Origin of the sequence: Streptomyces sp. NBC_00344, from assembly GCF_036088315.1 — a bacterium.
GTDB lineage: Bacteria > Actinomycetota > Actinomycetes > Streptomycetales > Streptomycetaceae > Streptomyces.
Window position 1 is genome coordinate 6,361,081 of the sequence record NZ_CP107996.1, and the last position, 24,433, is coordinate 6,385,513.

At 69.7% G+C, this 24,433-nt stretch carries 23 protein-coding genes; 15 read left to right on the plus strand and 8 right to left on the minus strand.

The genetic code is table 11. The features are described 5' to 3' along the window. Positions 1-4 precede the first annotated feature (4 nt). Positions 5-412 carry a MarR family transcriptional regulator gene (locus OHS16_RS28875; RefSeq protein ID WP_328540177.1) on the plus strand — a complete coding sequence of 136 codons (408 nt, stop codon included), beginning with the start codon at positions 5-7 and terminating at the stop codon, positions 410-412. Beyond that, the gene (locus OHS16_RS28880; RefSeq protein ID WP_328540178.1) at positions 409-2,205 is read left to right on the plus strand and encodes an MFS transporter; all 1,797 of its coding nucleotides are present in this window, start codon (positions 409-411) and stop codon (positions 2,203-2,205) included. The genes OHS16_RS28875 and OHS16_RS28880 overlap by 4 nt, the downstream gene beginning before the upstream one ends. Before the next feature lie 14 nt (positions 2,206-2,219). On the opposite strand, the gene OHS16_RS28885 is transcribed toward OHS16_RS28880, so the two are convergent. The 3 genes from OHS16_RS28885 to OHS16_RS28895 all read right to left on the minus strand — a co-directional run bounded on the left by OHS16_RS28885 (position 2,220) and on the right by OHS16_RS28895 (position 5,484). Then, positions 2,220-3,203, minus strand: coding sequence for an MASE1 domain-containing protein (locus tag OHS16_RS28885; RefSeq protein ID WP_328540179.1), 984 nt, complete (start codon positions 3,201-3,203; stop codon positions 2,220-2,222). A 65-nt stretch (positions 3,204-3,268) separates the two neighbouring features. Next, entirely contained in the window at positions 3,269-4,105 is an 837-nt protein-coding gene (locus tag OHS16_RS28890; protein ID WP_328540180.1) for a PP2C family protein-serine/threonine phosphatase, read from the minus strand. A 245-nt stretch (positions 4,106-4,350) separates the two neighbouring features. Next, complete coding sequence (locus OHS16_RS28895; RefSeq protein WP_328540181.1) at positions 4,351-5,484, minus strand: S1 family peptidase; 1,134 nt, start codon at positions 5,482-5,484, stop codon at positions 4,351-4,353. 416 nt (positions 5,485-5,900) lie between these two features. On the opposite strand from OHS16_RS28895, the gene OHS16_RS28900 reads away from it, so the two are divergent. The 6 genes from OHS16_RS28900 (at position 5,901) to OHS16_RS28925 (ending at position 9,711) form a co-directional block, all read left to right on the plus strand. Further along, positions 5,901-6,104 carry a cold-shock protein gene (locus tag OHS16_RS28900; RefSeq protein ID WP_164262258.1) on the plus strand — a complete coding sequence of 68 codons (204 nt, stop codon included), beginning with the start codon at positions 5,901-5,903 and terminating at the stop codon, positions 6,102-6,104. A gap of 243 nt (positions 6,105-6,347) precedes the next feature. Beyond that, positions 6,348-7,838, plus strand: a complete 1,491-nt coding sequence (locus OHS16_RS28905) for an MFS transporter (protein ID WP_328540182.1) — start codon at positions 6,348-6,350, stop codon at positions 7,836-7,838. Positions 7,839-7,857: 19 nt separating this feature from the next. After that, a complete protein-coding gene (locus OHS16_RS28910) occupies positions 7,858-8,523 on the plus strand; it encodes a DNA polymerase ligase N-terminal domain-containing protein (protein ID WP_328540183.1) in 666 nt (221 codons plus the stop codon). A 172-nt stretch (positions 8,524-8,695) separates the two neighbouring features. After that, positions 8,696-9,052 carry a PRC-barrel domain-containing protein gene (locus OHS16_RS28915; RefSeq protein ID WP_328540184.1) on the plus strand — a complete coding sequence of 119 codons (357 nt, stop codon included), beginning with the start codon at positions 8,696-8,698 and terminating at the stop codon, positions 9,050-9,052. 37 nt (positions 9,053-9,089) lie between these two features. Continuing rightward, a complete protein-coding gene (locus OHS16_RS28920; protein ID WP_328540185.1) occupies positions 9,090-9,257 on the plus strand; it encodes a hypothetical protein in 168 nt (55 codons plus the stop codon). A 28-nt stretch (positions 9,258-9,285) separates the two neighbouring features. Then, positions 9,286-9,711 carry a hypothetical protein gene (locus tag OHS16_RS28925; protein ID WP_328540186.1) on the plus strand — a complete coding sequence of 142 codons (426 nt, stop codon included), beginning with the start codon at positions 9,286-9,288 and terminating at the stop codon, positions 9,709-9,711. Between the two features lie 68 nt (positions 9,712-9,779). Here OHS16_RS28925 and OHS16_RS28930 read toward each other — a convergent pair whose 3' ends face one another. Both OHS16_RS28930 and OHS16_RS28935 read right to left on the minus strand, forming a co-directional pair. Next, positions 9,780-12,209, minus strand: a complete 2,430-nt coding sequence (locus tag OHS16_RS28930; RefSeq protein WP_328540187.1) for a GH92 family glycosyl hydrolase — start codon at positions 12,207-12,209, stop codon at positions 9,780-9,782. 161 nt (positions 12,210-12,370) lie between these two features. Further along, complete coding sequence (locus OHS16_RS28935) at positions 12,371-12,688, minus strand: DUF6204 family protein (RefSeq protein ID WP_328540188.1); 318 nt, start codon at positions 12,686-12,688, stop codon at positions 12,371-12,373. A gap of 237 nt (positions 12,689-12,925) precedes the next feature. Between OHS16_RS28935 and OHS16_RS28940 the strand changes: the two genes are divergently transcribed. The 3 genes from OHS16_RS28940 to OHS16_RS28950 all read left to right on the plus strand — a co-directional run bounded on the left by OHS16_RS28940 (position 12,926) and on the right by OHS16_RS28950 (position 16,282). Then, positions 12,926-13,432: a mycothiol transferase gene (locus OHS16_RS28940; RefSeq protein ID WP_328540189.1), complete on the plus strand. Its 507-nt coding sequence runs from the start codon at positions 12,926-12,928 to the stop codon at positions 13,430-13,432. A 124-nt stretch (positions 13,433-13,556) separates the two neighbouring features. Beyond that, positions 13,557-15,608: a SpoIIE family protein phosphatase gene (locus OHS16_RS28945; protein WP_328540190.1), complete on the plus strand. Its 2,052-nt coding sequence runs from the start codon at positions 13,557-13,559 to the stop codon at positions 15,606-15,608. A 194-nt stretch (positions 15,609-15,802) separates the two neighbouring features. Next, positions 15,803-16,282 carry a phospholipase gene (locus OHS16_RS28950; protein ID WP_328540191.1) on the plus strand — a complete coding sequence of 160 codons (480 nt, stop codon included), beginning with the start codon at positions 15,803-15,805 and terminating at the stop codon, positions 16,280-16,282. Positions 16,283-16,331: 49 nt separating this feature from the next. Here OHS16_RS28950 and OHS16_RS28955 read toward each other — a convergent pair whose 3' ends face one another. Next, complete coding sequence (locus OHS16_RS28955) at positions 16,332-16,484, minus strand: hypothetical protein (protein ID WP_328540192.1); 153 nt, start codon at positions 16,482-16,484, stop codon at positions 16,332-16,334. A gap of 254 nt (positions 16,485-16,738) precedes the next feature. Further along, positions 16,739-17,365: a TetR/AcrR family transcriptional regulator gene (locus OHS16_RS28960; protein ID WP_328540193.1), complete on the minus strand. Its 627-nt coding sequence runs from the start codon at positions 17,363-17,365 to the stop codon at positions 16,739-16,741. Positions 17,366-17,474: 109 nt separating this feature from the next. On the opposite strand from OHS16_RS28960, the gene OHS16_RS28965 reads away from it, so the two are divergent. Beyond that, complete coding sequence (locus OHS16_RS28965) at positions 17,475-18,536, plus strand: medium chain dehydrogenase/reductase family protein (RefSeq protein WP_328540194.1); 1,062 nt, start codon at positions 17,475-17,477, stop codon at positions 18,534-18,536. Between the two features lie 5 nt (positions 18,537-18,541). Here OHS16_RS28965 and OHS16_RS28970 read toward each other — a convergent pair whose 3' ends face one another. Next, positions 18,542-19,372 carry an aldo/keto reductase gene (locus OHS16_RS28970; RefSeq protein WP_328540195.1) on the minus strand — a complete coding sequence of 277 codons (831 nt, stop codon included), beginning with the start codon at positions 19,370-19,372 and terminating at the stop codon, positions 18,542-18,544. Between the two features lie 280 nt (positions 19,373-19,652). Between OHS16_RS28970 and OHS16_RS28975 the strand changes: the two genes are divergently transcribed. From OHS16_RS28975 to OHS16_RS28985, 3 genes are read left to right on the plus strand one after another with little or no spacing between them, the layout of a single operon-like run. Further along, positions 19,653-20,597 (plus strand): oxygenase MpaB family protein, encoded by a 945-nt coding sequence (locus tag OHS16_RS28975; RefSeq protein WP_328540196.1) that lies wholly within the window; start codon positions 19,653-19,655, stop codon positions 20,595-20,597. Then, on the plus strand, positions 20,579-22,813 hold the full coding sequence (locus OHS16_RS28980) for a serine/threonine-protein kinase (RefSeq protein WP_328540197.1): 2,235 nt from the start codon (positions 20,579-20,581) through the stop codon (positions 22,811-22,813). Before OHS16_RS28975 ends, OHS16_RS28980 begins: the two co-directional genes overlap by 19 nt. Positions 22,814-22,852: 39 nt before the next feature. Continuing rightward, positions 22,853-24,433, plus strand: coding sequence for a phytoene desaturase family protein (locus OHS16_RS28985; protein ID WP_328540198.1), 1,581 nt, complete (start codon positions 22,853-22,855; stop codon positions 24,431-24,433).

The window sequence follows — 24,433 nt, forward strand, 5'->3', positions numbered from 1 at the left end:
AGGCATGGACGACAGGCGGGAGCCGGCGGACGGAGAGCCCCGGGTCGGAGTGTCGGCGGTGGGCGATGCGACCCTTCCGGAGTTCCCGGTACCCGCCCTGCCGGGCCGTGACGGCGCGGATTCCCCGGGCTCGCCCTACGGTCCGGAGCGGGTGCGCCCTCAGGTCATGGTCTGCTGCACCCTCGCTGATCTCGTGGGGCGTGCACCGGCCCCAGGCGAGCCGCCCGCCGCAGCCGACGGCAGACGCGCGGTCGTGGTGGACACCGGCGCGGGCCGCTGGATACCGGACGACCGACGGCCGGAAACCGTTTGGCACCCGGCCGGGGTGTTCGACGAGGCGTCCAGCCCCGCTGAACCGCGTGGACCGATGGCGGTCCTGCCGCTCCCCGACCGGCTCGAGGAGAGGCTGTGACGGGCGGCCGGGAGCGCACCGAGGGCGCCGTCGACGACCGCTACAAGTGGGTCGCACTCTCCAACACCACTCTCGGTGTGCTGATCGCGACCATCGACAGCTCCATCGTCATCATCTCGCTGCCCGCGATCTTCCGCGGTATCGGCCTCGATCCGCTCGCCCCGGAGAACATCGGTTACCTGCTCTGGATGATCCTGGGCTATCTGCTGGTCTCCGCCGTCCTGGTGGTCGCTCTGGGCCGACTCGGCGACATGTTCGGCCGGGTCCGGATGTACAACATGGGTTTCGCGGTCTTCGCCTGTGCCTCACTCGCCCTGTCGCTCGACCCGTTCACGGGTGGCGCGGGTGCGCTGTGGCTGATCGGCTTCCGGGTGGTGCAGGCGGTCGGCGGGTCCATGCTCACCGCGAACTCGGCGGCCATCCTCACCGACGCCTTCCCCGCCCGGCAGCGCGGTATGGCCCTGGGAATCAATCAGATCACCGCGCTGGCAGGCCAGTTCCTCGGACTGCTCGCAGGCGGGCTGCTGGCCGCCATCGACTGGCGGGCGGTGTTCTGGGTGAGCGTCCCGATCGGCGTGACCGGCACCGTCTGGTCGTACCGGAGCCTGCGCGAGACCGGCTCCCGCAAAGCGGGTCGGATCGACTGGGCAGGCAACATCACCTTCACCGCGGGGGCCGGCATTCTGCTGGCCGCCATCACCTACGGAATCCAGCCCTACGGAGGTCGTCCGACCGGTTGGACCAACCCCTGGGTGCTGGGCGGACTCGGTGGGGGTGTGCTGCTGCTCGTGACGTTCTGTCTCGTCGAGACCCGGACGGCCGAACCGATGTTCCACCTTGGTCTCTTCCGTATCCGCGCTTTCGCGGCAGGCAATCTGGCGGCGCTGCTCACTGCGGTCGCCCGGGGCGGACTGCAGTTCATGCTCATCATCTGGTTGCAGGGGATCTGGCTGCCGCTGCACGGCTACGACTTCGAGAGCACCCCGTTGTGGGCCGGCATCTTCATGCTGCCGCTGACCGTCGGGTTCCTCATCGCGGGGCCGCTGTCCGGATTCCTCTCCGACCGGTACGGCGCGCGGCTGTTCTCCACCGGCGGGCTGCTTCTCGTCGCCGCGGCCTTCCTCGGCCTGCTGTCGCTGCCGGTGAACTTCTCGTATCCCGCCTTCGCCGGGCTGCTGCTGCTCAGCGGATTGGGGCAGGGGATGTTCTCGGCGCCCAACACATCGGCAGTCATGGGCAGCGTGCCGCCCGGGCAGCGGGGGGTGGCATCCGGGATGCGCGCCACGTTCCAGAATTCGGGAACCGCCCTGTCGATCGGTCTCTCCTTCTCGCTGATGGTCTCAGGACTGGCCGGCTCGTTGCCGCACGCTCTCAGCAGCGGTCTTCAGGCACGGGGAGTGCCCGCGGGAACAGCGGCCGATGTGGCGGGGCTGCCGCCGGTGAGTACGCTGTTCGCCACGTTCCTGGGGAAGAACCCGGTCGGCCAACTGCTCGGGCCCAGCGGGGTGCTGGACACACTGCCGGTGCACAGCACGCAGATTCTCACAGGCAAGCGGTTTTTCCCGGAACTGGTTTCGGGACCCTTCCATCACGGACTTGCCACCGTCTTCGGTGCGGCCACCGTCATGGCCCTGGTCGCCGCCCTCGCCTCGGTGCTGCGCGGCCGCCACGACAGAGCGCCGGCCGGGCCCGGGAGCCCGGCGGTCTTCAGGACCCGGACGATCCCGAGGATCCGGACGGTTCGGAGGAGCAGCGGTCAGAGCGGGAAGCGCCCTACGCGTGACGGCCGGTGAGACAGCCGTGCGGATCAGCGTGGGCCGTCCCCCGGGGGCAGCCCGGCGGACGGTCGTCGAGGTGAGAGATGGTCCACCACATCGGCCAGCTCCTCGCAGGCCCGCTCGAGCCTGCGGCGGATGTTCTTGTGTTCGGTGACGATCGCCGCCAGAAACAGCGAGGTCACGGCCACGGAACCATTGAGCGTCGAGAGATTGATCATCACTTCGAACAGGGTGAGGTCGGTGAAGGGCCCCGCCCGGTCGGTGGCTGAGATCACCGCCGATACGGCGACCAGCACCGCACACGGAGCGCTCCCGGCGAGCTGGAAGCGCAGAGCTGCCCAGATGAGCAGGGGAAACACCAGGAACAGCATCGACAGGTGGCTGCGGGTGGCCACTTGGGTGACGGCCAGTGCCACGACGGTCATCGCGATGCCTTCGGCCCATCGGCCGGTCAACCGCGGCAGTCGTAGCCTTCGCAGGACCAGCAGGAGGGGCGTGATGATGAGGACGCCCATGGTGTCCCCGGCCCACCAGGCGAACCAGACAAGCCAGAAGCCGCTGGAAGGCAGCTTGTCGTCGAGGAGCAGCGACACGGTCCCGGCTGTGGAACTCACCAGCATCCCGGGGAGTGCGCCCAGGAAGACCAGCGCCGCTCCATCGCGCAGCCTGTCCAGTTCGGGACGGAAGCGGGCCGCGCGCAGAATCAGAAAGGCGCACATCGGGGCAAGCGTGTTGCCGGCGACGATGCCGATGGCGCCCGGGCTGACCGAGCTGCTGACCGAAGCGGTCGCGAGCAGTGCGCCGATGGCGATGCCGGGCCAGACCCGCAGACCCCAGTACAGCAGCCCGGCCAGCGCGATACCGGTGGGCGGCCACATGGGGGTGACGGTCGCACCGTCGACGGTGATCTGGCGGAGCAGGCCCAGTCGTCCCGTGAAGTAGTAGGCGGCGGCGAGGGCGAGCACCCGCAACGCGGTCGCTGTGTGTCGCCTGGCTGCCTCGCTGCGGATCACGCAGCCCATCAGACACCGCACCCGGATCCCGCACCGCACATGACACGCGCGGCCGGGACCGGCGGTCAGCCGGGCCGGCCGGGCGCGGCGTCGTGGCGCAGCACGAGCACAGCGGCGTCGTCCTGGTGACCGGTGAGCCCTGCCGCCCGGATGACCTCGCTCGCCAGGTCGCCTGCCGTCGCACCGGCCGGCAGGGCGGCCGCCCGCTCCCGCACCTGTTCCAGACCGTCGTCGATCGGGAACGACGGCCCCTCGATGACGCCGTCGGTGACGAGCACCAGGGCTCCGGCAGTCGTCAGCCTCTGCCGGGTGACCGGATAGTGCTGCCCGGACTCGACACCCAGCGGCAGACCGCCCTCGTCGTCCGTGACACCGGAACCGCCGTCGGCTGAGATCCACACCCCGGGCACATGCCCGGCACGCACGCTCTGAAGCTCCCAAACGAGGGGGTCGAAACGGATGAACGTGCAGGTCGCGAAGAGATTCGAGTCCACCGACAGCAACAGGTCGTTGGTGCGGCCCACCACCTCGCCCGGGTCCGCCGATGTGCTGGCGACTGCGCGCATCCCGATGCGAATCTGGCCCATGAAGGCGGCCGCCTCCACGTCGTGTCCCTGAACGTCCCCGATGGCGAAGCCGAGCGACCCGTCGGGGAGCAGAAACCCGTCGTACCAGTCGCCCCCGATGTCCAGACCGTTGCGGGCGGGGGTGTAGCAGGCAGCGGTCTGCAGACCCGGCAGAGCGGGCAGCGTGGCCGGCAGCATCTCGCGCTGCAGGGCCTCGGCGAGCTCCACCCGGGCCTGCTGCAGCTCCACCTCTCTGCGTGCCCGTGCGGTGAGCTGCTGGAGGGTGGTGAGCAGCTCGTCGGCGGTCGCAGAACGAGAAGGACGACGCCGGTTCATGGGTCGCTCCGTGGTGCGTTCGTTCGGACCGGGACGACTGGCTCATCGTCACGGGGCGGGCCGTGGGCCGGCAGGTCGGGTTCTCCGACGGTGACCTCGGCCTGTGGTCCGTTGGAGGTCTCCTGCATCATATTTCCGGACCGGGGATCCCGCAGGGCGTAAGGGCGCGCGGGGAGCGCGTCCCATCCTCCGCGGAACCCCCGCGGCGGCGCCGGGCCGATGCCGGCCCATGGGCCCGCCTGCCGTCAGGCCGTGGTCAGAGTGAGGCCGAACCGATTGAGTATCTCGTTGACCGGTTGGAACCACGTCTCGCCGCCGCTGGTGCAGTTCCCCCAGCCGCCCGATGTCACGCCCTGGGCCTGGTCACCGCTGATGAAGGAGCCGCCGGAGTCGCCGGGCTCCGCGCAGACACTGGTCTTCGTGAGTTCGCTGACCGAACCCTGGCTGTAGTTGACGGTCTCGTTGGTGGCCAGCACGTTCCCGCAGTGCCAGTGGGATGTGGAGCCCGAGCGGCAGATCGAAGCACCGACGGGGGCCACGTCGGAACCGCGCACCAGCTGATCGGAGACGGTGCCCCAGCCGAGAACCACCGGGACCGTCCACCAGCCGTTGCCCACGCTGACCCAGGCGTAGTCGTTCCCCGGGAACGACGATCCCTGAAAACTGCCGACCGCACTCCCGTCCCAGCCGCTCACCGCGGCGCCCGCCTGACCGCAGTGGCCGGCGGTGACGAAGCCCCCGTTCACCGAGAAGCCGATGGAGCATCGGACGTTGCCCGTGTAGTACGGGTCTCCGCCCACGGTCCCGGCGGAGAGCGTTTTCGCCGCGTCGGGAGTCACTTCGACAGAGACAGGGCCGGCCTGTCGCGCGCGGGCGACGAAGTTCCGGACATCGTTGTCATTCTTCTTCGACGCGACGACATCCACGATGACCCGGTTGGCCCGCGGGTCCACGTGCCAGCTGCTGACCCCGGCCGGCGCGGCGGCCGCGTCCATCCGCTTCTTCACGGCGTCGAGTTGGCGTGCGCTGTGGGTGACCTGGGTGACGGCCGCTCCGGTGGCCCGCACGGATGCGGTCCGTGCGTCACCGGTGAGGGCGACGGTCAGCTTTCCGGCGCTCGCGTCGAACCAGGAGCCTCCGTAGGCCGATCCCGCGGCGTGGCGCGCCTCTCCCTGGATCGCCGAGGCCGTGCGCTCCGCGGCGAGGCGGGCCCGGGCCCGGCCCCGGGTCAGCCCCAGGTCGTGCTGCATCGCCGAGAGCAGCCCGGCGGATGCCTGGGGTGCGGGGGAGGAGGGTGCGCCCGCGGCGGACGCGGGGACGAACCCGGCGGTCGCCCAGGTTCCGAGAACGAGAAGCGCGGAGAGTGCGGTACGTGTCAATGTGCTGCGTCTCAAGGGTCCGGCCCTTCTGTGGTTCCAGCATCGTGGGGATGGAACGGCAGCTGTCCGGGAATGCTCCGACTGAGAGCGCTCTCAGATTCTGCTGGAGGGAGCGTAGCCGAATCCGGTGATCAGGTCCATGTCAAAACCTGGCCATGGGGAGCCCCGCGGTCATATCGAATGCCGCGAAAGGGGTCGGATGTGCTCCGGTAGAGGACCAACGGTTGAGCCGACGGGGTCCTCACGCGTCCGGCCGTGTAGCGTCTCACTCAGCTGTCGTGGTTCCGAAGTACCTCTCGCCCGTGCGCACATGCACGGGCGGGTTTGCTGTTCGGCGTCTCCGAGGACCAGGGCGATCACCTCCGGCTCCCGCGCGGTGCGGGAACCGACTTCGAGTCCCCTTGGAGGGCACAAGCATGGCCAGTGGCACCGTTAAGTGGTTCAACGCGGAAAAGGGCTTTGGATTCATCGAGCAGGACGGCGGGGGCCCGGACGTCTTCGCCCACTACTCGAACATCAACGCCCAGGGCTTCCGTGAGCTGCAGGAGGGCCAGAAGGTGAACTTCGACATCACGCAGGGCCAGAAGGGCCCGCAGGCGGAGAACATCGTCCCCGCCTGATCCAGGCGCTCGTGCCCGTTCCCGGTCAGCCGGGGACGGGCACTGCCATATCCGGGCATCCCCGCCGGGAGTTGACGGCGCCCCGCGGCAACCGCCCGGACGCCCGGACGGCCGGCCGACGGAGTTCTCCTGGCGGAATCGGGCGCCCGGGAGGCGCGGAACCCTGTTTGCACGGATGATCTTGGGGTACTCGCAGCGCGTCGGTGCGGCGCCACCGGAGTCGCCGCAGGCAGGAGGAACCCGATGAGCTCCACCGGAAAGTCCGCGCACAGAACCGTCACCACTGAAGTACCCGCACGTCTCGACCGGCTCCCCTGGTCGCGCTGGCACTGGATGATCGTCATCGGTCTCGGAACCGTCTGGATCCTGGACGGACTGGAAGTCACCGTCGTCGGCAACATCGCCAGCCGGCTGTCGGAGGACGGCAGCGGGCTCCCGATCACCGACGGCCAGGTCACCGGCCTGGGCGCGGCGCTCTATGTGGCCGGCGCGTGCGCGGGCGCCCTGTTCTTCGGATGGCTCACCGACCGCTACGGCCGCAAGAAGCTCTTCCTGATCACCCTTGCGGTCTATCTCGCGGCGACCGCGATGACGGCGCTGTCCTTCTCGGTGTGGTGGTTCTTCCTCTTCCGGTTCTTCACCGGCTTCGGCATCGGCGGGGAGTACGCCGCGATCAACTCCGCCATCGACGAGCTCATTCCCAGCAAGTACCGGGGCCGGGTCGACCTCATCATCAACGGCAGCTACTGGCTGGGCGCCATGGGCGGAGCCCTGCTGTCCGTTCTGGCACTCAACACCGACATCTTCCCCAAGGACGTGGGCTGGCGGCTCACCTTCGCGCTCGGTGTGGTGCTCGGCCTGGTCATTCTGCTGGTCCGCCGCCATGTGCCCGAGAGCCCCCGCTGGATGTTCATCCACGAACAGTCCGAAGGCGCGGACCGGATCGTCTCCGAAGTGGAGCGGGAGATCGAGGAGGAGCGTGGTGAGCCGCTGCCCGCGCCCGGCAAGGCCATCACCATCGAGCAACGCAGAACCATCGCCTTCACGGAGATCGCCAGGACGCTCTTCCGCTCCTATCCGAAGCGCGCCGTGCTGGGTTTCTCGCTCTTCATCGGGCAGGCCTTCCTCTACAACGCCATCACCTTCGGATTCGGCTCGATCCTGGTGAACTTCTTCGACGTGTCCAGCGGCTCGACGGGGTACTTCTTCGCGGTCATGGCGCTCGGCAACTTCCTCGGCCCGCTGGTGCTGGGCAAGCTGTTCGACACCGTGGGACGCAAGAAGATGATCTCGGGAACGTACATTCTCTCCGGGCTGCTGCTCTTCCTCACTGCCTGGTTCTTCGACCAGGGGCATCTCAACGCGACCACGATGACGGCATGCTGGTGTGTGGTGCTGTTCTTCGCCTCGGCCGGCGCGAGTTCCGCGTATCTGACCGTCAGCGAGATCTTTCCCATGGAGACCCGGGCGTTGGCGATCGCCTTTTTCTACGCCATCGGCACCGCGGCGGGCGGTATCTCGGGCCCGCTGGTGTTCTCCGCCCTCACATCGAGCGGTGTGGTGGGCGATGCCGTCCTGGCGTTCTCCATCGGCGCCGCGCTGATGGTTGCCGCGGGAGTCGTCGCCCTTCTCTTCGCCGTCGACGCGGAAGGCAAGTCGCTGGAGGACATCGCGAGCCCGCTGTCCGCCCGCCCGGCGAAGGCGGCCGGCCCGTCCGACACTCCCGTCGTCTGACCCCGAGGAGGCCCCTGCCATGAGTGACGACGACGCTCTGCGGATCTACCGGGGGAAGCGGCACTTCGACGCGACGCCGGAACCACAAGGCGCCAGTGGGCCCGACAGGGGCGACGCGCTCTCGTTCGTGGTGCAGATCCACGACGCGCGCCGGATGCACTTCGACTTCCGGCTGGAGGTGGACGGTGTGCTGAAATCCTGGGCCGTACCGAAGGGGCCGTCCGCCGTGCCCCGCGACAAGCGCCTCGCCGTGCCGACCGAGGACCATCCGCTGGAATACCGGGACTTCGAAGGCCTCATCGCTGACGGCGAGTACGGCGCCGGAACGGTCATCGTCTGGGACGAGGGCACCTACCGCCCCCTCAGCCACGACCGGCGGGGCCGTCCGGTCCCGTTCGGTCAGTCCCTGGAACGCGGACATGCGACCTTCCGTCTCGACGGGAGGAAACTGCACGGCGAGTACGCGCTCACCCGTTTCCACGGCGGCGGCGACAGCTCCGAGCCCGAGGCGTGGCTGCTGATCAAGGCGAAGGAGAAGTCCGCCGCGCGGGCCGGGCGGACGGCGCAGGGCGGCGCCAGGGCCGCGGACCACGGCTCACCGGACCCCCGGCGCGCGCGGTCGGTGCGTACCGGGCGCACTCTGCGGCAGGTCGCCGACAGTGCGGGGCAGCACGACGGTCCCTGACCGGATGCGGCACGGCGCCCGCCCGGCCGGAAAAGTTCTGCCGGCTGAATCGCTGGAACCGTCCCGGTGGGGCAGGCGGGAGCCATACAGACCTGACCGTGTGGACGGGGCGGCAGCCCGGGAGGCTGCCCGGAGACGCCCCCGCGGGGGCGGCCGGCATGAGGAGAGCCAGATGATCCGACCAGCTGACATCCGTGAATGGCGCACCCACGACGTGCTCGACGCGGAAGGGCGCAGGATCGGGTCACTCGAGGCTGTCTACGTCGACACGAGCACCGACGAACCGGCATTCGCCACCGTGCTCGTCGGGCTGCCGACACGCCATCGGCTGGTCTTCGTCCCGCTGAAGGACGCCGTGCTCGGACCGGACTACGTCAAGGTCTCCTATCCCAAGGGCCTGGTGAAGAGCGCTCCTTCGATGGGCACGGACGACGTACTTCCTGCCGAGGAGGAGAAAGCCGTCTTCACGCACTACGACCTGCCCTACCAGCCCGGCGTCAACGGCGAACGTCAGCTCGCCCGCCCCTGAAACCCGTCCCGGTCCCTGCGGAAGGAGGCGGCCCGTTATGACCCCTGTCCTGCTGTTCGTCATCGTGGCCCTGGTGCTCGCCATCATCGGCGTGCTGTCCCCGGGGCTGTCCTATCTGTTGATCATCGGGATCGTGGTCCTGGCCGCTGACCTCGTCTGGGCCGCATGGCGCTTGCGCCGCAGCGGACGACGTCCGGTTCGCTGACAGACCACCCCTGCGAGAGGAACACTTCATGACCGGCCCCGCCGAACCGCAGCGCGACGCCACACCGACGGTCACCGAGCCCGTCCCCGACCTCCAACTGCAGCTACTGGTCCGGCTGCTCGGGGAGGAGATCCGGTCGAGCCTGCCGGTCACGCTGAACGTTCCGGGCGGAGTGCTCTACGGGGAACTCATCGACCAGGAGGCGTGGAAGGCCGACTGGGCGAAGAGTTTGCGCCGTCTCGACACGTCCGGCGCGGAGATGATGGCGGGTTTCCCCGAGATGGTCGATCAGGTGATGGGTGAGCTCCGCGGGGACGAAGGACAGCAACTGCCCCGGTGGATCCATCTGCGGAACGCCACTCTGGTGGCGGGCGCGGTGAACTCGGTGACGCTGCCGCTGTGGCGCGGACGGCTTGCCGATGTGTCCGGCTGGGCCCTGGGCAGGCCCGAGTGACGGACGGCGAGGGGATGGGCAGCGGACCGCCCGGCCCCCTCGCCGCCTGCGCACGGCACTCCGAGAGGTCAGCGCGGAAGGCTGCCCGGGGCCGTCGCCCATGACGTGTCCGGCCGGTCCGTCAGCCGGTAGTCCAGCCTGCCGCCCGAGGTGACCAGGCGGGAGCCGGCCCAAGAACGGTCACTGCTGAGGCCGTTGACGGACACTCCGCTGACGTAGCGATGTGCGCTGTCGGCTCCGGGCGCGGTGATCGTGACGTCACCGCGGCCCGCCCGGCTGATCACGGCGTCCGGGAAGAGCGGAGTGCCCAGGAGCATCGTGGCGCTGCCGGGGGTCTGCGGATAGAGACCGAGGGCCGCGAAGACGTACCACGCCGACATGGTGCCCAGATCGTCATTGCCCGGCAGACCCGCGGGCCCCGTGCCGTACACGGTGTCGAGGATCTCCCGCACGGTGTCCTGTGTCTTCCACGGCTGTCCCAGCGCGTTGTAGAGCCAGGGAGCATGTATTCCCGGCTCGTTCGTCGGGTCGTAGCGCAGCGCGTCGCCGCCCTTGACCGACCAGGAGCCGTCCGCCGTGTGGAAGAAACCGTCGAGCCGCTGCGCCGCGACGGCACGTCCGCCCATCGCATCGGCCAGCCCCTGCACGTCCTGGGGCACCATCCAGGTGTAGGTCGCACTGGTGCCCTGCGCGAAGCCCAGATCACTGCCCGGAGCGAACGGTGTCACCCAGGAGCCGTCGGCGTTACGGGCCTGGATGTAGCCGCCGTCCGCGGTGGCGCCGGGGTCGTAGACGTTGCGCCACCAGCCCGCCCGCTCGGTGAACTCCGCGGCCTCATCGGCGCGGCCGAGCAGCCCGGCCCACTTCGCCAGTGCGGAGTCGGCGACCGCGTCCTCCAGGGTCTCCGCCGCTCCGCCCCAGCAGTGGCACACATCCTGCGGCGCGTAGTGCGAGGTCAGGTACTGCGCGAGATTGGGGCGCTGCCCGGTGCACTGTCCGGGGCAGCCCGCGTCCGAGAGATCGTCGGGGGTGGGTACGGTGGCCTGGCGCACCAGGGAGCCGAAGGCACCGCGGTAGTCGAAGTTGCGGACACCCATGGCGTAGAAGGTGGCCAGCGTCGCCGCCGTGGGGTCGCCGGTCATGACATGGGTGGCACCGCTGATGTGCACCCACCGGTCCCAGATGCCGCCGTTCTGGCGGGAGAAGTTGTACAGCGACTGCGCGAAGTCACCGGCCACCTCCGGTTTCAGCACGGCCAGCAGTTGAATCTGCGCCCGGTACTGGTCCCAGCCCGAGAAGTTGCTGTACTGCGCCTGCTGGCCGCGTTCGATCCGGTGCGCCGCACCGTCCATGCCGGGATAGCGGCCGTCGGTGTCACTGATCAGGTTCGGCTGCATCAGCGAGCGGTACAGCGCGGTGTAGAACGTGGTCCGCTGGGCGGTGCTGCCGCCCCCGACCCGGATCGAGCGGAGCTCGCGGTCCCACGACCGGCTGGTCACTCCGGCAATGTCGGCCACGCTCGCACGCGGGGCGATCTCCTTGCGCAGATTCGTCTCGGCGCCCGCAACGCTGACGTACGAGATACCCAGACGCATCCTGACATCGTTGTCAGACGATGAGTCGAAGCCGACCCAGCCGCCCGAGCCGCGTCCTGCCCGATCGGCGCCCGTGGCGTACCCCTCGCCTCCGGAACCGGAAACCGAGCCGGGGGAGAGCGTGCTGTCCTTCCAGGTTCCGGTTGAGGAGAAGGCCCGGTCGAACGAGGCGCTGAAATAGAGCTTGTAGTAGCTCTTGCGGTTGTTGCTGCCTCCGTTGGCGCGCCGGCCGCAGAAGGCTCCGGTGAGTACCCAGCCGGTCACCTTGCGGTGCGCGGTGTCGATGTCGATGTGTGCGTCCTCGCTGCCGTTGAGCGAGTTGGAGACCCGGAAGAGCAGATTGGCGGGCCTGTCCCGGGGAAACGCGAAGTCGGCCACTCCGGACCGCTCACCCACCGCCAGATCCGCTGAGGCCCCGGAGTCGAGCCCCACCCGGTAACGGCCGGGTGTGGCGCTCTCGTTCCGGTGCTGGAAATCGGCCGCGTACACCGCGTCCTTGGTATCGGCCGACGGTGAAGAGGAGACATCACCCACGAACGGCATGATCGGGACGTCGCCCGCCGCGCCGGGGGCGCAGCCGGCCCCGTTGACATGGGTGAGGCTGAGTCCGCGCATCCGGGTCGCGTTGTATTCGTAGCCGTTGGCGGCCGCGGTGTTCGTCTGGTCGCCGGTGGTGCTGGTCGGCGACCACGCGATCATTCCGTAGGGCGCGACCGCCCCGGGGTAGGTGTTGCCCCCCTTTGTCGTACCGATCATCGGATCGACGTAAGCGGTGGGGTGTTCCACGGTCGAGGCAGCGGCCCCGGCAGGAGCGAGGAGCGCGGCTGCGATGGCGGTCGCGAGCCCCACGGCAGCGGCGCGGGCGCCCGCTCTGCCGGGGGAGTGAAGAGGTCTCAGGAGCATGGTGCGGGGCCCTCCGGGGAGATCGGTCCGACGGTGTCCCCTGGGGCGGCCTTCGTGCGTTGCCTCGCAGGGGCGTCGGTGATCCTAAGTGCCCCCGGCGGTGGGGGAAATGACAAGAGCGGCCCATTCGGTGAACGAAGCGTGAAGGGGCCCCGTGCGTCTCAGGCTCCGGTGTCGATGCCGGTCACCGTCGCGGGGCCCAGCGGTGCGGTCCGGTCCGAGAAACCCGCGTCGCGCAGCGCCGCGGAGGCTGTCGCCTTGGCGTGCTCCTCGGCACCGCGGATGTCGTCGGCCTCGACTTCCAGCCGGATGCTGAAGGTGCCGTTCTCGTTGACCGTGAGCAGATCCAGGTCCTCGGCCTCGCCGAACGCGGTCTGCTTCGGGTCCGCGGGTCGCAGCTGCCGGAGCAGAGTGGTCCTGGCGGTGTCGGTGATCTCCTGCAGGAAGGTGCCGGGGATGGTGATGACGTACGTGGCCATACGAGAACTCCTAGGGTCGGCACCCCACCGTCGTGCGGGGCGGGCTGTGTGGCCTCTCTCTTGGCCTGCCCCGTTTTCCGCCGCGATCACCTCCGGTCTCCGGCGCAGTCACCCGGCTGGATCCGGCGGAGCGTGTCGAACGCACGGCCGGGGTTGATGAGCGGCCATGGTGGTCGTCCGTAGAGACCACCTCGGTGCGGCCGGCCGGGGCGGCCCCGCACCGGCCGAGGAGCAGCCATGAAATCCGCAGATCTACTGGCAGACGCGTTCGGACGCATTCAGGAAGTCGTGCACTCCACGGTCGAAGGTCTCCCCGCGGACGACCTCGGCGCCCGGCTGGACGACGGCGCGAATTCCATTGCCTGGCTGGTCTGGCATCTGACCCGGATCCAGGACGACCATGTGGCCGACGCGGCAGGTCAGGAGCAGGTCTGGCACTCCGGAGGCTGGGGCGACCGCTTCGAACTGCCCTTCTCCCGCGATGCGACCGGCTACGGGCAGAGCGGCACCCAGGTGGGGAAGGTGAAGGCCGGTGGGGACCTGCTGCTCGGCTACCACGACGCCGTGTACGAACAGACCGTGCGATTCGTTCGCGGACTCGATGACGCGGCACTGGACCGTGTGGTGGACGAGGTGTGGTCCCCGCCGGTCACTCTCGGGGTGCGGCTCATCAGTGTGATCTCCGACGATCTTCAGCATGCGGGGCAGGCGGCCTTCGTCCGGGGGACCCTGGAGCGCAGGTGACCTCGCCGGAGGGGAGCGCAGCCGGCGAAGGCCCGTGCGGCACCGGTCGTAATGCGGTGATGTGTGCCGAAAGTTAGACTTCTGGCACGGAAGGGTGCCCACAGTCCTCCCACGGAGCCGCGGCATGGCAGGACGAGATCTTCCCCGGATCGGGCCGAGCGAGCGGCTGTCCCTGAACCGTATGGGCAGCTTCGACTGGGATCTGGAGAGCGGGACCTTCGAGCTCGACGAGGCAGGTCTGGCCGTTTTCGATCTGCGCCCCAACGAGTACGACGGCAGGCCGGAGTCACTGGTGAGCCGGGTGCCGCCCGAGGAGGGCATCCGCCTCGACAGGGCCGTGGCGCAGGCCGTCGAGAGCGGCCGTTCCTCGTACGGTGTGTACTTCCAGGTGAGGCGCCGTAACGGAATACGGCAGTGGACCCACGTCCGCGGACGGATCATGCGGGACGAGCTGGGCGCTCCGTACCGGGTCGTGGGCATCGTGCGCAACGCCACCACCGAGCTCACCGAATTCACGGTGGTCAGCCCGATCGAGGCCGGCCGCCGCCGGCTGACCACCATGGTCCAGGGCACCACCGACGCGCTGTCGAAGGCCCTCACCGTCGATGACGTGACCGACGTGCTGACCGGCGAAGGCGGTCTGGAACGCTTCGGCGCCGACGGGCTGGTGCTGGGCCTGGTCGAGGGCGGAGCGCTCAGGATCGTCGCCCAGGACGGTGACTCGGTGCTCGGCCTGGACGCGCTGGAACTCGACCGCCTCGACGATTCGATGCCGCTGGCCGAGGCCGTACTCACCCAGCAGTCGCGTTTTGTGACCTCGCTGCGCGATCTCTCGCACGAATTCTGGCGGCTGCGGCCGTATGTCCGCAGTATGGGGTTCGACGCGGCCGCGTTCCTCCCGCTGATCGCCCAGGCACGGTCCATCGGCGGACTTGCCCTCTTCTACCGGGGACGCAGCGACTTCCCTTCGGAGGACCGCAACCTCTGCCTGGGGCTCGCGGGCATCGTCGCCCAGTCCCTGCAGCGCGCCGTTCTCTTCGACCAGGAGAGGGAATTCGCGTCCGGTCTGCAGTCGTCCATGCTGCCCCGGCATCTCCCCGTGTTCGCCGGGGCGGAGATCGCGGTGCGCTATCACGCGGCCTGGAGCGGCAGGGACGTCGGTGGCGACTGGTACGACGTGATCGCGCTGCCCCGCGGGCGGGTGGGTGTCGTCGTCGGCGACGTACAGGGCCACGACACACACGCCGCCGCCATCATGGGCCAGTTGCGGATCGCGCTGCGGGCGTACGCGGGTGAGGGGCACTCTCCGGCGACGGTTTTGGCGCGGGCTTCGCGTTTTCTGGCCGAGCTGGACACCGAACGCTTCGCGACCTGCACCTATGCGCAGATTGATCTGACCTCGGGGGGCGTGAGAGCCGTGCGTGCCGGACATCTGGGGCCGCTCATCCGGCATACCGACGGCCGGATCGGCTGGCCGAACGTCCGGGGTGGACTGCCGCTCGGGCTGGCCACCGAATTCGGGCAGGAGGAGTATCCGGAGACCCGTCTGGATCTGGTTCCCGGCGAGTCCTTCGTCCTGTGCACCGACGGACTGGTCGAGGAGTCCGGCCGGGACATCACGGCGGGCATGGAGGTGCTCGCCGACACCGTCCGCAGCGGGCCCGACGAGGCGGAGAAACTCGTGGACCATCTGGCGGACCGGTTGTGGGAGCGCTGGGAGAGGAACGACGACGTCGCCCTGCTGGTTCTGCGCCGGGATCCCGACCCGGGGACTCCCCAGGCACCCCGGACCCACCAGTACATCCACCAGGCGGACCCGGAGGGCCTCGCGGAAGCACGCGCCGTGCTGCGCAACGCGCTGGAGGCCTGGGGCTTCGGCCAGCTTGCCGACGATGTGGAACTGGCGGCAGGAGAGCTGCTGGGGAATGTTCTGCTCCATACCGAGGGCGGTGCCGTTCTCACCCTCGAAGTGCTGCCCGATCCGGTCCGCAGAATCCGGCTGTGGGTCAAGGACCGTTCAAGCGCCTGGCCGCGGCGCAGGACGCCGGGCGAGGCGGCGACATCGGGGCGTGGCCTGATGCTGATCGACGCCGTCGCGGCACACTGGGGGGTCGAACCGCGAGGCGACGGGAAGGCCGTCTGGTGCGAGTTCGACCTTCCAGGGGCCGACGCCTGATCCGGTCATCCGGACCGGCCGTGCCACGAGGGCGGACATCCGGTGTTCTTCCGGATGTCTCTGATGTGTCCGATGTGTGAGGGGTCGCGCGAGCCCTCTGGTGCGGTCCGGACCTGACGCAGCATCATGTATCCGTCCCGGACGGCTCCGTCCGGGACGGTTCGCGTTCGTGTCCCCCCACGGAGGTCACTGCTATGCGCTCCGGATCAACGAGACGGCTCGCAGCCGTCGCTCTCTCCCTGTGTGCGGCCTTACTCGCCGCGTCCCCCGCCGCCGCGGCCCCGGCGGACAAGAACCAGGTGCTCAGCGACTGGACCCAGACCAGCGCATCGAGCTACAGCTCCTGGCTTTCGGCGGACCAGAACCAGGGCGCGTGGAGCGCCTACGGTTTCGACTGGTCCACCGACTACTGCTCCTCATCGCCCGACAATCCCTTCGGCTTCCCGTTCCAGACCGCCTGCGCGCGGCACGACTTCGGCTATCGCAACTACAAGGCGGCCGGCACGTTCTCCGCCAACAAGGCCCGGCTCGACAGCATGCTGTACGAGGACCTCAAGCGGGTGTGCGCCGGCTACACCGGCGCAAGCGGGTCCTCCTGCTCGGCCCTGGCCTGGACGTACTACCAGGCCGTCGACAAGCTCGGCCTGGCTCCGGCGGGGACGGTCGCCGGCTGACGTCCGCCGATTCGGCCGGCCCTTTCAGGACCGGCCGTACCGGTGCGGATCACATGCTCAGCCACACCGCGGTGTCGGACGGCAACAGAGGTCCGTCCAGATCTCCGCTGGAGAGCAGCACCGTCGCGCCCCCGGGCAGGGCAAGGGGTGTGTCCCCCGCATTGACCAGACAGCGGAAGCCATCCGCGCGGTCGAAGGCCACGGCCCCTCGCCCGCGTCCACCCAGGTCAGATCCTCGGGAAGACCGGCCAGTGCCACACCTGGCCCACGAAGGTGCGGTCCCCGTCGCAGGAGTCCAGAATCTTGCGCCAGGCCCGGTAGATGTCGGTCTCGGTGATCCGGGCCCCCTCTTGCGAAGGGAGTCGTCAGCGGTATGTCCGGTCCGGCCCCGGTGATATCCGCCTCCGATGCCCTCGTGCCGGGTGGGCGCCGTGAGTGCCGTGAGCGGTGTCGGTCTCAGTCGGCGAGCGCGTCCACCTCGTCGGCGAACAGCTGGTCCACATCGAGGTCCATGCCGTTGAAGTGGCCTTCGATCTCCAGGCTGACCAGGCCGTGCAGCCGGGTCCAGCCGCGCAGGGCCCGGGAGTGGGTGGGCGGGCGTTCGGCCGTAAGGGTGGCTTCCGCCGGGTCGAGGCCGGCGCAGGCCTCCAGTGCGGTCTGCATCATCCGTTGGGCGATGACGGTCGTGGCCGGGGGTGCGGTGTAGCCGGGGATGGGTGTGCCGTAGATCAGCAGGTAGCGGTCGGGGTGCTCCCTGGCCCAGCCGCGCCAGGCATGGGCGAAGGCGCGAAGCCCGGCCGCCGGGTCCTTGTCGGTGGCTGGTGTCACCGCGACGGCGTGGCTCAGGGCGCCGGCGAGGTCGGTGTAGGCGTCCGCGACGAGCGCGGTCAGCAGTTCGTCACGGTTGGCGAAGTAGCGGTAGAGCGCGGGGCCTGTCATTCCCATCGCCTTCGCGATGGCGTTCACCGAGATCCCGCTCGGTCCGGTGCGTGCCAGCTGTCCGAGGGCGATGTCCTTGGCTTCCCGTCGGGTCTGCTCCCGCAGTCGCTCCCGGCGGTCCGGAGGCGGGGTCGCTGTGCTCATGGATGCGTGGGTCCTTTCCGGTGGCGCTTGACAAGAAATCGTAACAGCCTCACTCTTGCGTTAGAGCTTATAACGAACGCACTACCCAATCACTTGAAGGGCAACTCTCATGACGCACACCGAGAACACCGGGATCCGACCGGCCGGAACGGTTACCGAGGTGGTCCTGCCGGGCATCGTCGAACCGGAGGGCCTCCAGCTGCGGACCCGGCCGGCGCCAGTCCCCGGGCAGGGGGAGGTGCTGCTGGAGATGGAGGCCACCGGTGTCTCGTTCGCCGAGCAGCAGATGCGGCGGGGGAAGTACTACGACCAGCCGGCGTTTCCGTTCGTCCCCGGTTACGACGTGATCGGCACTGTCGTGGCGACCGGGCCGGGCACCGATCCGGCTGTGGCGGGCGGCAGGTTCGCCGTGCTGCTGAAGACCGGGGGATGGGCCGACCGCCTGATCGTGCCCGCTGCGGACCTGATCCCGGTTCCGGCCGGAGTGGACCCGGCAGAGGCCGAGACCCTGGTGGTCAACGGCATCACCGCCTGGCAGATGCTGCACCGGTCCGCGGGGATCGCACCGGGACAGACCGTGCTGGTCCACGGTGCCAACGGCGGGGTGGGCTCCACCCTCGTCCAGCTCGCTCAACTCGCCGGAGCGCGGGTCATCGGTACGGCATCACCGCGCCACCACGAGGCCTTGCGGGCCCGGGGTGTCGTCCCGGTCGACTACCGGGCACCCGACGTGGCGGCCCAGGTCGCATCACACGCCCCGTCCGGTCTTGACGCCGTCTTCGACCACGTCGGAGGCGACGGCATCGTCGACTCGTTCCGCCTGCTCGCCCCGGGCGGCACCCTGGTCTCGTACGGAACGGCGGCCACCCGCGACACCCCCGGGTCGTCCAAGCTTCCGGTGCTGCTGCTGATCGCCCGGCTGACCCTGTGGAAGCTGCTGCCCAACCGCCGCCGCACGACCTTCTACAACATCTGGGCCGGCAAGCGCCGCCAGGCGGCCTTCCGCGCCCGGGTCGGCGCGGATCTCACCCAGGTGCTGAACCTGCTCGCGGAAGGCTCGATCACGGCCGGGGTCGCGGCGCGTATCCCACTCGACCGCGCGGCCGACGCGTTGCGGCTGGCAGAGTCCGGCACCGTCGCCGGCAAGGTCGTCCTGACGCCGGTGCGGTGACCCTGCTACACGTGGTTGAAGGTGTCCGGGTCGGGCCCGGTGCGCTCGCCGCGGTCCAGGGCGGTGATCGCCGCCATGTCGGCCTCGGCCAGCTCGAAGTCGAAGAGCGCGAAGTTCTCCTCGACCCGGGAGCGGGTGACCGACTTGGGGAACACGATGTCGTTGCGCTGCAGATGCCAGCGCAGGGTCACCTGGGCCGGCGTCCGGTCCAGCCGCCTGGCGATGTCGGTGATCGTCGGGTCGTCGAGCACCTTGCCCTGGGCGATCGGCGACCACGCCTCCGTCGCGATCCGGTGCCCGGCTCCGAAGGCACGCACCTCGTCCTGCGTCAGATAGGGATGGATCTCGATCTGGTTCACGGCCGGTACGACCTCGGTCTCCTGGAGGAGACGGCGCAGATGGTGCGGCTGGAAGTTGGAGACCCCGATGGCCTTGGCCCTCCCGGAGCGGTAGATCTCCTCCATGGCCTGCCAGGTCTCCACGAAGTCGCCCACACCGGGCAGCGGCCAGTGGATGAGAAACAGATCGAGGTAGTCGAAGCGCAGATCGGCCAGAGTCCGGTCGAAGGCCCCGAGGGCGGCCTCGTGGGCGTGGAAGCTGTTGTTCAGCTTGCTGGTGACGAAGACGTCCTCGCGGGCGAGCCCTGATTCGCGGACCGCTTGGCCGACCTCCTTCTCGTTGCCGTACATACCGGCGGTGTCGATGTGCCGGTAGCCGGTCTCCAGGGCGGCGCGGGTCGCCGCGACGGTGTCGGCCGGGTCGATCTGGAACACGCCGAAGCCCAGCTGCGGGATCTGGACGCCGTTGTTCAGGCTGATGGTGGGAACTGCGTTCACGATCATTCCTTGCCTCGTCCGGATGATGCATCGGGCTGGGAACGGCCCGCGCCCCCTCTGATCCCAGAGTGCAACGGGCAGGCCCCTCTGTCGCATCGGCTGCCCGGGCGGCCGCACGTCATGCGGACCGGTGCGCATGGGTACCGCGCAGGACGGTTGAGAGCCCGCAACGCGCGAGACGCGGGAAGGACCGCCGCAGCGCCGCGGCCCGCGGTATCGCCCCCGGAGTAGTACTGCAGCCGGGGGTTCTCCCCGCGGGAACGGGGTTAGCCTGCGAACCATGGGCGAAGGACAGCGAACGGTGAGCGCGGCGGACCCGGGCCTCTTCGGCCCCGGGTCCGTGACTTGGCAGGCACATGCCGACCCGGTCATGTGGATCGCTGGTGTGCGGGCTCTCTACCTCCAGGCGCTGCACCCCCGCGCGGTACGGGGCGTCATGCAGAACTCCGACTTCCGCCAGGATGCCTGGGGCCGGCTGATGCGCACCGCGGGTTTCGTCGGCACCATCACCTACGGGACGACCGATGCGGCCGAAAGGGCCGGTGCCCGCATCCGGAAGATACACAGCATGCTCGGCGCGACCGACCCGGGCACCGGGGAGCGGTACGGCGTCGGCGAGCCGCAACTCCTGCTCTGGGTGCACTGTGCGGAGGTCGATTCGTACCTGCACGTGCTGGGCCGCTCCGGCTTCCCGATCGGCGGCGCCCAGGCCGACCGCTACATCGACGAGCACCGGGAGAGCGCCCGGCTGGTGGGGCTCGACCCGGCCGGCGTGCCCGCGAACCGGGCCGAGCTCGCGCGGTACTTCGACGCAGTCCGCCCGGAGCTCGCGGCCACCGAGGAGTCGCGCGCGGTCGACGATTTCCTGCGCCGCCCGCCGGTCCACGCGTTGCTCGTCCCGGCGCGCGAGGTCCTCTGGCGGCAGGTGGCCGGCCTCGCGTACGCCTCTCTGCCCGAGTACGCCCAACAGCTCTACGGCAGACGGGCACCCGCGGCCGAGGTGGTCGGACGGCGGCTGACCGTCGCCGGCAACGCCCTGCGCTGCATCCCCGCCCGGCTGCGCTGGCAACTACCGCCTGGACATATCCTGAAGGCGATGGCACGCCTGGGTCCCGGCAGCCGTCCGGCACCGCACGGAGTCCGGACGCAGGCCGCCATACTGAACGTGCCGGGGAGGGAGCAACGCGACGGGGGCGACAGCGCGACATGGGGGACACCAGACTGATCCTCGGCCGGTACCGGCTGCTCGATCAGATCGGGCGCGGAGGCATGGGTGAGGTGTGGCGGGCCCTGGACGAGTCGCTGGGGCGCCAGGTCGCGGTCAAATGCCTCAAACCGCTGGGCCCTCAGCACGACCAGTCCTTCACCCGAGTGCTCCGCGAACGCTTCCGGCGCGAGGCGCGCGTGGCGGCGGCGCTGCAGCACCGCGGTGTGACCGTCGTCCATGACTTCGGGGAGGACGACGGAGTACTCCATCTCGTGATGGAGCTGCTCGACGGCCGCAATCTCAGCCAGCTGCTGGAGGCCGGGAAACAGCAGCCGCTGCCGGTGCAGGACGTCGTGGACATCGCCCGACAGGTCGCTTCCGCTCTGGCCTACACCCACGAACAGGGCATCGTGCACCGGGACTTGAAGCCCGCCAACATCATGCGGCTCACCGACGGCACGGTGAAGATCTGCGACTTCGGGATAGCGCGGCTCGGCCATGACATCGGCTTCACGTCGAAGCTCACGGGTACCGGGATCGCCATGGGCACGCCGCACTACATGTCTCCCGAACAGATCGGTGGCGGCGAGATCGACCACCGCAGCGACCTCTACTCCCTGGGCTGCGTGCTGTACGAGATCGCCACCGGCGTGCCGCCCTTCGACCTCGGGGACTCCTGGTCGATCCTGGTCGGTCATCGCGACACCGTGCCTGTGCCGCCGCGCACGCACCGGGCCGAACTCCCCGAATTCCTGGACCGGGTGGTCCTCGATCTGCTCGCCAAGACACCGGACGAGCGGCCCGGGGACGCGAGGGAACTCGGGGACCGGCTCCTCGCCGGTGCACCTGGCGTCTTCCCTGCCCCGTCCGGAGCGCGGCCGGCGGAGCACTCGCTCACAGGGGCTCCGGCGCTGCCGCCCTGGACGCGTGGGATGACCGGCGGGCACAAGGCGACCGGCGCCTGGACGCTGACCTCCACCCCATCCGACCGGGCGACGGCACTCACCGGTGAGTGGACGACCGCAGGCGCTCCGCGCTCCGCCGACGCGCTGCCGGTGGTCGCGCCGGGGCCGCGCCCCACCCCGGCACCCGAACAGCTCGCGGGTCTCACCAGCCGGCACAACGCGGGTCTGAGCCTGAGCAGGCTGGAGCGGTGGGCCGAGGCCGGGGAAGTGCACCGTGCGGTCGCGGCCGAGCGTGAGCACATACTCGGGCCCGACCACCCGGACACCCTCGCGAGCCGATACGAGATCGGGTTCACCCTCAGCCGCACCGGACGCGCGGCGGACGCGTTGCGGGAGTTCACCCGGGTGACGGAGGGGCGTGAACGGGCCCTGGGCGCCGACCATCCGGAGACTCTGGCCGCCCGGCAGGAGCTGGCGTACGTACTGGGCGGTCTCGGCCGCCACTTCGAGGCCCACCAGGTGTACGCGGAGGTGCTCGCCACCCGGGAGCGCACCGTCGGACCCGACCACGCCGACACACTGCGCTGCCGCCACAACCTGGCGTTCAACCTCGGCAGACTGGGACGCCTTGAGGATTCCCACACGATGGCGTGCGAAGTGGCCGAGGCGAGGGCACGGGTACTGGGCGCCGGCCATCAGGACACGCTGGCCACCCGCTACGAAGTCGCCTACGCGCTGGGCCGGCTGGGCCGCTGGCCGGAGGCGCTGCAGGCCTATCGCGAAGTGGCGGCGGCGCGCGCCGAGGCACTGGGCGCCGACCATCCGGACACCCTCGCCGCCCGCTACGAGGTCGGCGTCAGCCTCGGCAGAATGGGGCGCAGCGAGGAGGCGCTCGAACTCTTCCGCGCGTTGATCGACGACCGCGCCCGGGTCCACGGCCCCAGTGATCCGGAGACCCTGCGCGCCCGGCACGGACTCGGTGTCAACCTGGGCAGGCTGGCCCGCTGGGAGGAGGCGCTCGCCGAGGCACACAGCGTGTGTGCGCTCAGGGATCAGGTACTGGGCCCCGACCATCCGGACACTCTTGTCAGCCGACGCGAGATCGCGGTCGGGCTGGGCTGGCTCGGCCGGTGGCCGGACGCGCTCACCGTCTACCGTGAGGTCGCGGACGCCCGTGAACGAGTGCTGGGCCCCGGCCACCCGGACGCACTGGCCAGCCGTAACGACGAGGCGCTCTGTCTTGAGCGGCTCGGCCACGGCAGAGAGGCCGCGGAACTGTACCGAAGGGTCGCGGCCCGGCGCCAGCAGCGTGGCGCGCGAAGCCTCTGACCCCTGGCGGGCCGTGATCGGTGCGTGCTACCAAGGTGCATGCCCGCACATGATTCCTATGACGTCGTGATCGTCGGTGGTGGCCACAACGGCCTCGTCGCCGCCGCGTATCTCGCCCGCGCCGGACGTTCCGTCCTCGTCCTGGAACGCCTCGGCCAGACCGGCGGGGCGGCAGTCTCCACCAGCCCCTTCGCGGGAGTCGATGTGCGGCTCTCGCGCTATTCGTACCTGGTCAGCCTGTTGCCACAGAAGATTGTCCGGGATCTCGGGCTGAGGTTCGCCGTCAGTGAGCGCACCATCTCCTCGTACACTCCGGCAGTCCGGGACGGCCGGCCCACCGGGCTGCTGGTGGGCGGCGGAGCGGATCGCACCCGCGAGTCGTTCGCGGCGCTCACCGGCAGCGATCGGGAGTACGCCTCGTGGCAGCGGTTCTACGAGCAGACGCGCCACGTCGCCGAGCGGGTCTTCCCCACACTCACCGAGCCGCTGCCCAGCCGTGCGGCGCTGCGCCGGCGGATCGGCGACGACCAGGTCTGGCAGATGCTCTTCGAACAGCCCATCGGCGCCACCATCGAGGAGAGGTTCGATGACGATCTCGTCCGCGGGGTCGTCCTGACCGATGCCCTGATCGGCACCTTCGCCGACGCCCATGATCCGTCACTTCAGCAGAACCGGTGTTTCCTCTATCACGTCATCGGCAACGGCACGGGCGACTGGAACGTCCCGGTGGGCGGCATGGGCGCGCTCACCGACGCGCTGGCCGCGGCTGCTCGCGGTGCCGGTGCCGAGATCGTCACAGGACACGAGGCCACCCGCATCGAGACCGACGGCAGTCATGCGGCGGTCACCTTCCGGAACGACGACGCCGAAGCCTCGGTCGGGGCCGGCCACGTCCTGGTGAACGCCTCCCCCCAGGCGCTGGCCACGCTGCTCGGCGAGCGGCAGCCGAAGCCTGCCGAGGGCGCCCAGCTGAAGGTCAACATGCTGTTGCGCAGGCTGCCCCGGCTGCGTGACCGCACCGTCGACCCACGCGAGGCCTTCGCCGGTACCTTCCACATCGCCGAGGGGTACGGGCAGCTTGCCGACGCGTACGCCCAGGCCGCCGACGGCCGGCTCCCGGACGCGCCACCGTCCGAGATCTACTGTCATTCGCTGACCGATCCGTCGATCCTCGGCCCTTCGCTGGCAGCCGAGGGTTACCAGACCCTCACACTCTTCGGACTGCACACCCCGGCCGGGCTCTTCGCACAGGACAACGACACGGTGCGTGACACCCTGCTGAAAGCGACTCTCGCCCAGCTGGACGCGCATCTGGAGGAGTCCGTGGCCGACTGCCTGGCACTGGACGAGGACGGCCGCCCCTGCATCGAAGCGAAGACCCCGCTCGACCTGGAACGCGAACTGCGGTTGCCCGGAGGCAACATCTTCCATCGGGACCTCGCCTTTCCCTACGCCGCGGACGACGAGGAGAACGCCGCCGGCACCTCGGCCGCCGCGGGCCGGTGGGGTGTGGGCACGGCGCACGCGAATGTCCTGCTGTGCGGCGCGGGCGCCGTCCGGGGCGGCGGGGTCAGCGGCATTCCCGGCCACAACGCTGCGATGTGCGTCCTCGGGGAGTGA